Raw genomic sequence first — 11311 nt, 5'->3', positions numbered from 1 at the left:
CCCCCCTCCCCGACCCTCCCCCGCAAACTGCGCGGGGGAGGGAGGTGCGACGCACCTTCCTGAGCAGGATCGAATCCAATCCTCCCCTCTCCGCGACGAACGAGCGGGGAGGAGTCAGGGGAGGGGCACCCCGGCGGGCGCGGTTCAACGCTTTCGCCGCGGCGCGCCACACCCCGTTCACCCGTTCACCCGTTCACCCGTTCACCCTCACACCCTCACACCCTCACACCGCCTACTCCCGCTGCCGGCTGTGCCGGTACCCGCGCAGGCTGACGACCTCCGCCTGCTGCAGCAGGCGCTCCAGCACGCCAAGCGCGACGTCCACGTCCACCTGCACTTCGGCGCGCTCCCGCACCTCGTCGCGCACCAGCGGCACCACGATGTCGCGCAGCACGCCGAACTCGCGCCGCAGCTCGTCCTCGCTCCACCCCAGGCGCGCGCGCTGCGAGCCGTGGCGCTCGCTGATCACCCGCTGGATCTCCGTACCGTCGCGCATGAGCGCGGGCTCGCCGCCGGCTTCGTCCAGCGTGATCATCGCCAGCCCGATCTCCACCAGGAACGTCGTCGTGTGGTCCTGCAGCTGCACGCGGTCCGTGCGGCTGGCGCTGGGAAGCGCGGGGTCGTCGGCCAGGCGGCGGCCCAGCTCCTCGGCCACCGGCTCCGCCACGCGGGTGAGCGCGCGCCCCACCTCGCCCAGCCCCGGCATCTCGTACGGCGCGCGGGGCCAGCGGCGCCGCGCCTGCCCCGGCTCCGCCTCCGGCGCGGCGGGAAGCCACAGCGTAAAGCACGATCCGCGGCCCAGCGTGCTGCGGACCGTAAGGTCGCCCTCCATCAGCCGCGCCAGCCGCCGGCTGATGGTCAGTCCCAGCCCCGTGCCCCCCGCCTGCCGCGTGTAGCTGGCGTCCACCTGCACGAACGGCTCAAAGATGGTGGACAGCCGCTCCGGCGGAATCCCCATCCCCGTGTCTTCCACGTCCATGCGCACCCAGGGACCGCGGCCGGGAAGCCGCGCGTCGCCATCCGGCTCGTCCGTCACACTGGCGCACACGCTCACCCGGCCGCCGGGGTCGGTGAACTTGACCGCGTTGGAAAGCAGGTTGGCCAGCACCTGCCGCACCCGGTCGCGGTCGCCCACCAGCGCGGCGTCGTGCGCGTCGGCCGTGCGATCCGACAGGCGCAGCCCGCGCCGCACCGACTGCGGCTGCACCAGCGCCAGGGCGTCGGCCAGCACGTCTGACACGGACACGGGCTCACGCTCGGCCGTCATCTGCCCCGATTCCACCTTGGCCAGGTCCAGCACCTCGTTCACCAGGGTGGTCAGGTGCTGGCTGCTGGAGCGGATGCGTTCCACCTGGTGCCGCTGCTGCGCGGTGAGCGACCCGCCGATCCCCAGCTCCAGCAGCTCCGCGTAACCGGTGATGGCGTTGATGGGGGTGCGCAGCTCGTGGCTCATGTTGGCCAGAAACTGGCTCTTGGCGCGGTTGGCGTCGTCCGCCGCCGTGCGGGCCTGCTCGGCGCCGCGGCGGGCGTGCACCTGGCCGGTGACCTCGCTCACCTGCAGGAGGATGCGCTCGGTGCGCCCGTCGTCCTCGGGCAACGGCTGAAAGGTGAAGTCGAACACGCGGTCCGCCACCTCGCCGTCGCGCCCCGCCAGCCGCACCTTGCGCTCGATCCCCACCTGCGCGCGCCCGGTGCGGTACGCGTCGTCCAGCAGCTCCACGATCCCCTGCCCGGCCAGTTCGGGGAACGCGTCCAGCAGCGCGCGGCCCACCACCTCGCGCTGCACCAGCCGCACGTACGCCGCGTTGGCCAGCTCAAACACCAGGTCCGGCCCGCGCACCAGCGTCATGGCCGCGGGCGAGTGGCGAAACACGCTCCACAGCCGCTCGCGCTCGCGCCGCGTTTCGTTCTCCGCGCGCGCCACCGCCTCCTGCGCCTCCAGGTGGGCGGTCAGGTCGCTGGACACGCCCACGATCCCCACCACACGCCGCGCCTCGTCCAGCACGGGCACGTCGGCCACCCAGGCGTGAAAGCGCGAGCCGTCGCGGCGGCGCACGGAAAACTCGCCCTGCCAGCGCTCGCCGGCCCGCAGCCGCTCCATGAGGTCCGCGGCCTGCTCGCGCGACATCTCCGACGGCACCACCTCTACCACGTCGCGCCCCAGCACCTCGTCCGCGCGCCAGCCGTACAGCCGCTCGGCGCAGCGGTTCCAGAAGACGATCACGCCCTGTGCGTTGGTGGCGATCACGGCCTGCTCCACCGCGTCCAGAAGCTGTGCCAGGTACGCGGCGGAATGCGGGCCGGCCTGGGCGGGCGCGGCGGAGTCGGGAACGTGGGGCTCGGGCATGGGCCGGGACAGGGTTTCCGGAAAACGACCGGCGCGGCCCGCTGCAAGACCAAGGCCCCGCACCCGTTTGCGGATTGTCCCCAGCGCGCTCTTGTACACGGAGCGCACGGCATCTACCTTCGGTCCGGCCGGGTTGGCGGACGTCCACGCCCCCGGCAGGTCCCCCCTTTTCGCGCCGCCCGCTCCGGGCTACGGCGCCCCCTGCTCCGCGAGGCATTCCCCATGAGGACCTTTGCGGGATCCGTTGCGCTTGTGCTGCTCACGGCCGCGTGCGCAGACCTCCCCACCGCCACCACGCCCACCCCGCCGTCCGGTCCGGGCGCGGAGGGATTCCAGGCACGGCTCAGCTGCACCGCCACCATCGCCACCGGCCGCGTCGCCTGCACGTCGGAGCAGACGGAGGGCTCGGAGTCGCGCCCCAGCCTGATCATCGGCGGGCAGGACGTGTACGTGCGGCTGGAGGCGACCGGCGCGAGCTACACCCCGGCGGACAGCATCTTCCAGATCGACGTCACCGTGCAGAACCTGATGACGCAGACGTTTGGCGCGTCGGACGATTCTACGGACACCGGGCTGACGGTCTTTTTCTACGCGGGGCCCACCACCACGGCGGGCCAGGGCTCCGTATCGGTGGACAACGAGGACGGCACCAGCGTCTTCCTGGTGGGCGCGACGGAGTACTTTACGTACGACGGCCTGCTGTTCACGGGCGAGATGACGGAGGGAAAGCCCTGGCGCTTCAAGACGGACCCGGAGGTGGCATCGTTCCACTTTCAGGTGTTCGTGCAGGGCCAGCTTCCGCACGAGCAAAGCCTGCTCCGCTTTCGCCCGTCGTACCTGGGCGAGGTGTACGTGAACGGCCTGTGGGGCGCGGCATCCAACGAAATCTTTGCGGTGGGCTCGTCCGGCGGGCTGCTGCGCCTGACCGGCGGCAGCTGGATCACGGACCCGGCTCTGAACGAGGAGGAGCTGTGGGACGTGTGGGGCTCGTCGGCGACCGACGTGTTCGCGGTGGGCGACTTTGGCACCATCGTCCACTGGAACGGCACCGCGTGGACGGAGATGGACAGCGGGTTGGGATGCGGATGCCAGACGCTGTGGGGCGTGTGGGGTTCCGCGCCCGACGACGTGTGGGCGGTGGGCGATGAGGGGCTGATCCTGCACTACGACGGCGTGGAGTGGGTGACGCACGATACCGTGCCGGCCACCTGGCTGACCGCCGTGTGGGGCTCGGGCCCCAACGACGTGTTCGCCGTGGGGACCGACGGCGCCATCTTTCACTACGACGGCACCGGCTGGACGGCGATGAACAGCGGCTTGGCGGAGGAAGACGGCCACATCGTGCTCTCGGTCTGGGGCACGTCATCGACGAACGTGTACGCCGGCTTTACCGGCGGCGTGCTGCACTACGACGGTACGGAGTGGAGCCCGCTTGAGGGCGCGCGCGAATGCCCGACCTTCGACGTGTGGGCCAGCGCGCCGGACGACGTGTTCGTCGCCAACATCTGCGGCATCGACCACTACGACGGCGCCAGCTGGGCCCACATGGACCCCGGCGAGGGCGGCATCGCCACCGACATCATCGGCTTTGGCCCGCACAACATCCTGGCCAACACCGACTACTACGTCTTCCGCGGCATCCGCTGAATCCGTCGACGGGCGGTCGTCGAGCAGGGAGAAGCCGAGGGGCATCGCCAGGACCAGATCTGGAAAAACCACGGGTGTACGCGGAAACGCGAAGGGCGCGGAGGCGCGGAGAATCTCTCTCCGCGTTCTCCGCGCCCTCCGCGTGACACCTGTTCTTCTTGCGGATCTGGTACCGGATGGCAAGCCGATTGCGCCCGCACCGCGGGAACGAGCCGTGGCGCGCGTCGCGCCGCGGCCGCAATGCATTCAGCCAGACGGTGAGGCCGTGTTGATTTCGAACCGCAGTCTGTTGTTGCGAGCGGGTACGCTGCTCCTCGCCGCCGGGTGCGCACCGGTGCCTCCGGCCGGTCCGGATCCCGTACCCCAGTCACCCCCGATCGCGACAAGCCCGCCGCCGCCCGCAACGACGACGCCACCCGCCCCGCCGGCACTCCCGGAGGCGCCGTGGGCCGGGGCGCGCCTGGCGCCGGGCCAGGTTCCGGCGGTGTTCGTGGCGGAGTGGCGAAAGGCGGCCAACCGTTCCACCTGCGCGCTTGTCGCACCCGCCAACCCTGGCGCGGTTGCGGGCGCGGTTCCGCGGGGTGCCTACTTTGCCGGCGGATGGGCCGTGGCGTACGACCAGACGGGACTGCGCAGCGCGTTCGGCGTGGCGGGCACCGGGAGCCGCGCGGCGGACCCGTCGTACGACGAGTGGCCGCACCGGCGCGTGTGGTCGGACGGCAGCGGCGCGGGGTACGGGCCGGAGGGCGGAAGCGGCCCCAACCAGCTGGCGTACCTGCGCATCCAGGGGCAGGACTGCCTGTACAACGTCTGGTCGCGCCTGGGCCGCGAACACCTGGAACTGCTGCTGGAGAGCCTGCGTTTCGTCGCGGTGCCGTAGCACCCCGTCGGCCCGCCGCTTACATTGCGAGGTGGACGATGCTGGCGGTGAGGTGCTTCGGACGACTCCGCGGCAGGCCCCCTCCGGGCTCGTAAACCTCGCCCACCTCCCCCGGAACTGCCGGGGGAGGTTGAGGTCGGGCTGAATTTGGGGTGGTTCGGAAAGGATGGTGCGGGATGGTGGGCCGCCCCCCTCCCCAGCCCTCCCCCGCAAACTGCGCGGGGGAGGGAGGTGCGACGCACCTTTGGAAACGCGATCGGTTCTCCCCTCTCCATGAGGAACGAACGGGGAGGGGCCGGGGAGGGGCACCCCGTCGGGCGCGGTCCGATCCCTAACGGCGCGATCACGGATAAGATTGATGCCGGCGTAATGCGTTTGTAAGGCTTTGGCGAGGAGGGAGGAAGAAGTGCGGGAGTGCGGGGGGGACAGATCGCACTGCGCCCGCGAGGGCCCTCACCCGCTCGCTTAGGCTCGCACCCTCTCCCGCAAGCGGGAGAGGGTATAAACTGCGCGAATGCCTGCGGTGCGTTGCCGCGGTTGCGAGCATTCATTCACGCCGCGGCCGGCTTGCCGCGCAGGCCCTGCCCCAACGCGAAGGTGAAGCCCCGTTCGGCGAGTGCAACGAGCCGAACGGGGCTTATCGCTTTCCCAGCAGCGGGTTTACCCGCTCATCACCGGGCGTCCATCACACCATCACACCATCACACCATCACACCATCACACCATCACACTATCACACCCGTCCACCCCCTACGGCGCCAGCCGGTACCCCGCCTTCCACACCGTCACGATGTGCCGCGGCTGGGCGGGGTCTTCCTCCAGCTTGCGGCGCAGCTGGGCCACGTGCATGTCGACCGTGCGCGTCATTACCGCGGCGCGGTGGCCCCACACCTCCGCCAGCAGCTCCAGCCGCGCCGCCACGCCACCGCGGCGCCGCAGCAGCGCCCACAGCAGGTCGAACTCCTTGGGCGTGAGCGGCACCTCCTCGCCCCGGCGGCGCACCAGGCGGCTGCCGGGGTGCACCTCCACCTCGCCAAAGCGCTCCACCTCCGGCGGCGCGGCGGCCTCCCCGCGCCCGCCCGTGCGCCGCAGCAGCGCGCCCACGCGGGCCAGCAGCTCCAGCAGCCCGAACGGCTTGGTCACGTAGTCGTCCGCACCCAGGCGAAAGCCCAGCACCTTGTCCGCCTCTTCGCCGCGCGCCGTCAGGATCAGCACCGGCAGGGTTTCGCCCTCCTCGCGCAGCGCCTTGAGCACGCGGTAGCCGTCCATCCCGGGGAGCATCAGGTCCAGGATCAGCAGGTCCGGCCGTTGGTCGCGGGCGGCCTGCAGCCCCGCCGCGCCGTCCTCCGCCAGCACCACCTGGTGCCCCTCCAGCTCCAGGCTGGTCATCAGCCCGTACGCCAGGTTGGCGTTGTCCTCCACCACCAGGATGCGGCTCATCGCGCCCCCACTTCCGCGGCGTGGTCAGACGCGACACCCTCCTCCTCGCCGGGCGGGCCGGCGTAGGTGGCGCCGGGCATCTCGACGATAAAGCGCGCGCCGCCGCCGGGCGCATCCTCCACCCAGGCGCGGCCGCCGTGCAGCTCCACCACGTCCTTCACCACCGCCAGCCCGATCCCGCTGCCGCCCACCGCCGCGTCGGCCTCGCGGTCCAGCCGGCGGTACGGCTCCCAGATGCGCGCGCGGTCCTCGCGCGGCACGCCGGGCCCGCCGTCCTTGACCCAGACGCGCACGTTGAAGCCCACCACCGCCATCCCCACCTGCACCACGCCGCCGCGCGGACCGTACTTGGCCGCGTTGTCCAGCAGGTTCAGCAGCACCTGGCGAAAGGTGTCTCGGTCGATGCGGGCCACCACGCCGGGCTCCACGCGCGTGGCGAACTCCACGTGGTGCGCCAGCGGCGCAAAGCCGTCCACCACCTCGCGCACCAGCGCGCCCATGTCCACCGGCGCGGGGGCAAGGCGGCTTGCGTTGCGCTGGCCGCGGGAAAAGTGGAGGATGTTCTCCACCAGGTAGGTGAGCCGGCGGGATTCTTCGTTGATGATGCGAACGGATTTCGCCCGCTGGGCCGGGTCGCCCAGGCGGCCGGACTCCAGCAGGTCCGCGAACAGGCAGATCTGCGCCAGCGGCGTGCGCAGCTCGTGCGACACGCCGCTGACGAAGTCGTCGCGCAGCCGCACCAGCTCCTGCTGCCGCCGCAGCTGCACCACCGCAATGCCGAAGAGTGCGAGGGTGAGCCCGAACACCGCCAGCAGCAGCGGCAGCCGCGACTCCGGCGCCCCGTCGCCCACGCTCCCCGCCGCCAGCTCCGGGCGCACCGAGAGGCGCGCCGTAAGCGCAGCCAGCGTGCCGTCCAGCGCTTCCACCACGGCGCCCGCCGGCAGCGCCTCGGGGGCGGAGCCCACCTTGGCGTCCACCCAGTGCGCGTCCCGCCCGCCCGCGGCCGGCGAGGGGTACACCACCTCTTCCCCCGTCGCCGTGGCGACCACCGCGATGGCGTCGCGGTTGGTCATCCCCGGCCGCAGCGTCTCCGGCAAGAGCGGCTCTCCCGCCAGCACTTCCGTAAGCACGGGTCCCGCCACCCGCCGCGGATCCACCGCGAAACCGTACGCCCGCGCCGAGCCGTCGTCCATCCGGCGGATGCGGTAGATGAGCAGGAGCGGCGCCCCCGCCACCCGCGCGTCGCGGATCCGCACCGAGTCGCCCGCGCCCCCGTCCACCGAAGGCGCCAGTGCGGTGACCGCCCCCCGCACCCCCGCCCGCATCCCCCGCGACGAGACCGTCCGCGCCTCGCCGTCGGCATCGATGCGGAACGTGCCCTGTATGGCGTCTGCGCACCCGCACCAGCGCATCTCGCGCCGCACCGCGGCCTCCATGTCGGCGAGCGCCTGGCCGGGGCGGCTGCGCGCGTCCGCCGCGTCCCATCCCGCCACGGCGGCCGTGGCCAGCCGCTCCGCCAGCAGCTCGTCGCCGCGGCGCGAAAGCTCCGAGTGCGCCAGCGCCGCGTACCCGCGCAGCGACCGCTCCGCCGACCGCGACTCCGAGCGCGCCGCGTCCAGCGCCTGGTACGCCAGCACGGACGAGAGCCCCAGCATCAGCAGCAGGAGCCCGATGAGCAGTGCGGAGCCGGGGGCCAGGCGCGACGAGCGGCGGGAAAGGCTCATGCGTGCGGGGAGGCGAGGCGGAAGGGGGCGATAACGTTCATCATCGCCCCCTTCAGGTTAAACACGAGAGGCCCGGTTGTGCCAGCGGCGGGTGTAATGAATTGGTAAATCTGCGGGATGTCGGACTGCGCGTCTCGCGCTCTCCCCTCGTCGTCTTCGAGAGGGTAGCACACAACCGTCCGACGCGTTGACTTTCTAAGCGTGTGTTCAAGAATCTACCATGAGCTTGATTTCCTGAGGCTGAGGGAGGCGCCGCTCCGAACCTGCTGCCACAGAGACACTTGGCGCCGACCGAAGGATCTCGCTGGCGGCACCCGGGGGCTGGATCTGTGCCGCCGGGCCAGCCCCGCGATCGCCGAGACGAGATCCTTCAGTCGCGCGTAAGCGGTTGCGTGAATACAAGTTGAGGAGGCGCGCTCCCTCAGGAAATCAATCTTCGAAGATTCTGAAAGAGCAGATTCTCAAACACACTCTCAGAGAGGCGTTGCTCCTAACTCTCCCGTTCGGCATACTCGGGCGCCGACCGAAGGACTTCGTCTGCCTGATCGAGGGAGTTAAACCGCTCCCGACGGCTGGGCCTTGCGCGACCCGACAAAGATCCTTCGGTCGCGCACAAGCATTTGTGGCCAGGCAAGTTATGGGTGTGCGCTCCCTCAGGATGACAGGTGGGCCAGGTGAGGTTTGGCAACACCCTCCCAGGAAGTCAACACCCGGCTGACGGCCGTGGTCAACGCGCCTCGTTCGCCCACGCGCCGCCACACAACTCCGTTAACTCCGTTGACTCCGTGTGAGGCCCCTACTGGGTCGCCACAGGCGATGCTTGGGGGACGCGCGAGAACTCGCGGCCCTCAGCGCGGGCCCAGGCCACGCGTCCCTCGGGGTCGATGGTGAAGGTGATGAAGCTGGTGCCCATCGACACCTGCGACCACCGCACGCGGAACACGTCGTAGTGCCAGTGCTCCATCTGGCCTGTGATGGCGCCGCCGGCGACGCGCGCGGCCAGCCGCCCGTTCTCCATCCGCACCTCGACGTCTCCCGCCAGGCTGTCCGGGTCCGCGTACGTCCCGGCGTAGGCGCTCAGTGGCAGCGAGGGACGCGTGCCCCGCACCCGACGCGACTCGCTCTCGCGGGTGGCCGCGCGGAAGCGCTCCTCCATCCCCTGGTACAGCGGCCGCAGTTCCGCGCTCCAGTCGCGCGCCGGCCCGCCCAGGTACCCGTCGATGATGCGGTACATCAGCGCGTGGCGCAGCTCCGCGTGGTCAAGGTTGATGAAGACGACCAGCCCCAGCCGCTCCTCGGGCACCAGCGCCACCAGCGCCGTCATTCCGTCGATGCTCCCCGTGTGCATCGCCAGCTTGCGCCCGCGGTAGTCCTGCATGAACCAGCCCAGCCCGTACGCGGTAAAGCTGGGGTCCGCCAGCCGCGCCGCGGGGTAGTACAGCGCCTGCGGAATCACGAACTGCGGCGCCAGCATCTCCCGGTGCTGCGCCACGCTCACCAGCCGCTCCCCGCCCCACTCTCCGCCCGCCAGCTGAAAGCGGATCCACCGCGCCACGTCGCTCACCGACGAGTTCATCGACCCCGCCGGGCCGATGTTGTCGAAGCTCAGGTACGGGATGGGCCGCACCGCGCCATCGACCTCCAGGTGCGGCGTGGCCACGTTGCCGCGCGCGTCCAGTCCGACAAAGCCGGTCAGCGTCTCCCGCATCCCCAGCGGCTGCAGGATGCGCGTGCGGACGAACTCGCTCCACGGCATCCCCGACGCCGACTGCACCACCTGCCCCGCCACCATGTACGCGTTGTTGTTGTACTGGTAGCGCGACCGCGGCGTGGCGAACGGCCGCAGAAAGCGCATGCGGCGCAGAATCTCGTCCGTGCTGCTTCCCGACGCGTACCAGAGGAAGTCCGAGTTGGGCAGCCCCGTGCGGTGCGTCAGCAGGTCGCGCACGGTCAGCTGGCCGCTCAGGCCGGGATCCGCCAGCTGAAAGGCGGGCACGTGCATGGAAACGGGGTCGTCCCAGTGCACCTTGCCTTCGTCCACCAGCATGGCGAGCGCCATGGCCGTGAACGCCTTGGTGGTGGACGCGATGGCGAAGGACGTGTGCTCGTCCACCGGCTCGTCGCGCCCCAGCGTCCGTGTGCCGAAGCCGCGGGCGAACACGACGGAATCGTCCTTCACCACCGCCAGCGCCAGCCCCGGGACGTTCCAGTCGCGCATCCCCTGCTCCACGTACGCCGCCAGCCCGTCCAGCGGCCCCTGCTGCGCCTCGATGCCGGTGGGGATGACGATCAGCGCCGCCGCGAGCGTCCGGAGCAGACGGCGGTGGATGGATGACGGCGGGATGCGATGCGGACGATGCATGTAGATGCGCGTGCGGGGGATGGATTCTGCGCGAAGCACGGTTCTCCGGAATCCGCGGATTGTAGGCGCGGCGATGCGCCCCGGCAATCCGGCCTTGCCGATCCCGCTACCAGGGGATGGACAGGCAGGTGAGCGACCCTTCGCCCTTCTCGAACTCCGAGATCTCCAGCGGCACGATCCGTACGCCGTGCCGCTCGCCGAACGCGCGCAGCCGCACCTCGGTGCGCGGATTTCCCGCGACCACCAGCAGGTCGCCGTTGATGCGCAGGCAGTTGCTGGCCACCGGCTCCGCCTCGTCCACCACGATCACCTCGTCCACGTCGAACGCGGAGACGCCGGCAAAGTCGCCCACGGCCACCAGCGTGCCGTTGCCCAGGTACGTGGCCGCCGTCTTAAGGTGCAGGTACTTGTCGACGGGGACGGCGACCACGCGGCGGCCCTCCGGCGCCAGAAAGTCGCGCAGCGCGTCCAGGCCACGCTGGTTGGTGCGCGCCGTCAGGCCGACGTACGTGGTGTCTTCCACGTGCAGCACGTCCCCACCTTCCAGCCGCGCGTCCGACGGAAGCTCCATCGTCTGGTGCCACTGCCGCAGCGCCTCGGCCACGGCGGGCGGCTCGCCCTGGCGGTGCTCCGTCAGCCGGCCGATCAGCGCCCGCGGCGGCAGAACGACCGCGGGATCTTCCACAAAAACGCAGTCCGGCCACGCCTCGTCGCCATCCAGCAGGTGCACCTGCAGCCCGGCGGCCCGCAGCGCGTCCGCGTACGCCGCGTGCTGCGCCCTCGCCCTCTGGTTGCTGATGGAGATTCCCCGCGCCGCGTAGAACGGGGCGTAGGAGTCCGGAACCCGCCGCATGACCGCCGTCGTCAGCTCGCGCACCTGTTGCACCTTGCTTGTGGGGGATAGCTTCGGC

Annotated in this window: 7 protein-coding genes; 2 read left to right on the top strand and 5 right to left on the bottom strand. The window is 71.0% G+C overall.

Annotated elements, in window-relative coordinates:
- Nucleotides 1-232: 232 nt before the first annotated feature.
- The gene (locus tag ACOJUJ_RS07810; protein ID WP_420126300.1) at nt 233-2347 is read right to left on the bottom strand and encodes an ATP-binding protein; all 2115 of its coding nucleotides are present in this window, start codon (nt 2345-2347) and stop codon (nt 233-235) included.
- A 222-nt stretch (nt 2348-2569) separates the two neighbouring features.
- On the opposite strand from ACOJUJ_RS07810, the gene ACOJUJ_RS07805 reads away from it, so the two are divergent.
- Nucleotides 2570-3994, top strand: coding sequence for a hypothetical protein (locus tag ACOJUJ_RS07805; protein WP_420126299.1), 1425 nt, complete (start codon nt 2570-2572; stop codon nt 3992-3994).
- A gap of 490 nt (nt 3995-4484) precedes the next feature.
- Entirely contained in the window at nt 4485-4874 is a 390-nt protein-coding gene (locus ACOJUJ_RS07800; protein ID WP_420126298.1) for a hypothetical protein, read from the top strand.
- Nucleotides 4875-5624: 750 nt separating this feature from the next.
- On the opposite strand, the gene ACOJUJ_RS07795 is transcribed toward ACOJUJ_RS07800, so the two are convergent.
- The 4 genes from ACOJUJ_RS07795 to ACOJUJ_RS07780 all read right to left on the bottom strand — a co-directional run bounded on the left by ACOJUJ_RS07795 (nt 5625) and on the right by ACOJUJ_RS07780 (nt 11277).
- On the bottom strand, nt 5625-6314 hold the full coding sequence (locus ACOJUJ_RS07795) for a response regulator transcription factor (protein WP_420126297.1): 690 nt from the start codon (nt 6312-6314) through the stop codon (nt 5625-5627).
- Nucleotides 6311-8038, bottom strand: coding sequence for a sensor histidine kinase (locus ACOJUJ_RS07790; protein ID WP_420126296.1), 1728 nt, complete (start codon nt 8036-8038; stop codon nt 6311-6313). Before ACOJUJ_RS07790 ends, ACOJUJ_RS07795 begins: the two co-directional genes overlap by 4 nt.
- A 796-nt stretch (nt 8039-8834) precedes the next feature.
- Nucleotides 8835-10439: a serine hydrolase gene (locus tag ACOJUJ_RS07785; protein WP_420126295.1), complete on the bottom strand. Its 1605-nt coding sequence runs from the start codon at nt 10437-10439 to the stop codon at nt 8835-8837.
- Between the two features lie 67 nt (nt 10440-10506).
- Entirely contained in the window at nt 10507-11277 is a 771-nt protein-coding gene (locus tag ACOJUJ_RS07780) for a dimethylarginine dimethylaminohydrolase family protein (RefSeq protein WP_420126294.1), read from the bottom strand.
- Nucleotides 11278-11311: the final 34 nt, after the last annotated feature.

Source organism: Longimicrobium sp. (genome assembly GCF_048594345.1).
Lineage (GTDB): Bacteria > Gemmatimonadota > Gemmatimonadetes > Longimicrobiales > Longimicrobiaceae > Longimicrobium.
Note: the sequence above shows the minus strand (reverse complement) of the source record. Positions and strands in the feature narration are given on the sequence as shown.

What these genes read in the sequence shown, in the direction of transcription:
- ACOJUJ_RS07810 (WP_420126300.1), bottom strand. Translation starts at nt 2,347, where the DNA reads ATGCCCGAGCCCCACGTTCCCGACTCCGCCGCGCCCGCCCAGGCCGGC.
- ACOJUJ_RS07805 (WP_420126299.1), top strand. Translation starts at nt 2,570, where the DNA reads ATGAGGACCTTTGCGGGATCCGTTGCGCTTGTGCTGCTCACGGCCGCG.
- ACOJUJ_RS07795 (WP_420126297.1), bottom strand. Translation starts at nt 6,314, where the DNA reads ATGAGCCGCATCCTGGTGGTGGAGGACAACGCCAACCTGGCGTACGGG.
- ACOJUJ_RS07790 (WP_420126296.1), bottom strand. Translation starts at nt 8,038, where the DNA reads ATGAGCCTTTCCCGCCGCTCGTCGCGCCTGGCCCCCGGCTCCGCACTG.